The sequence below is a fragment of the Acinetobacter sp. RF14B genome, from assembly GCF_006864105.1.
Lineage (GTDB): Bacteria > Pseudomonadota > Gammaproteobacteria > Pseudomonadales > Moraxellaceae > Acinetobacter > Acinetobacter lwoffii_C.
In genome coordinates, this window is the sequence record NZ_SMTB01000213.1 from 1 (window position 1) to 655 (window position 655).

At 50.5% G+C, this 655-nt stretch carries 1 protein-coding gene; it reads right to left on the reverse strand.

Annotated elements, in window-relative coordinates; all coding sequences use genetic code 11:
• On the reverse strand, nucleotides 1–655 hold a 655-nt coding region (locus E2K52_RS14575), incomplete at both ends, for a TPM domain-containing protein (RefSeq protein WP_151205700.1).

Sequence of the window (655 nt, forward strand, 5' to 3'; positions counted from 1 at the left end):
GCTGTTCCTGCAACTGCGGCAGTCGCAGCACTGAGTTTTCTGCCAAAAATCATGGAGCCGATAACACCTGCGATCACAATAAATACTACACTGCCCAAGGTCGCCTGACTGGCCTTTTGTGCTTGTAAGGCCTGTTCCTGACGCGCCTTGAGTTCAGCTGCTGCCTGCGCAGCGACTTCAGGATCCAGATTTAAAATACGCTCAATCTCGGCGATGCCGGCATCAATCCCTTGCGCATACTGGCCCTGTTTAAAATATGGGGTGATTGTTTGGTTGATAATCCGGTTGGCAATAATATCCGGTAATACGCCCTCAAGCCCGTAGCCAGTCAAAATCTGAATCCGGCGGTCATTCAGCGCAACTGTCATCAACAAACCATTATCGTGTTCTTTAGAACCTAATTGCCAGCGCTCTGCCACCCGCATGGAATAGCCGAAGATGTCTTCCTGTCCGGTGGTGGGCACAATCACCACACCAATTTGCGCTTTTCCTGCCTGATAAAGACTCAAGATTCGCTGGCTAATACGCTGCTTTTCTGCCGCGGTTAACACATTGGCCTGATCAATGACCGGTTCATTCATACTCGGCAGATCACGCTGAATCTGCCCTTCTGCCATATCATTGGCAATCTGTGGCTGCTGCATAGTGGTCGTGG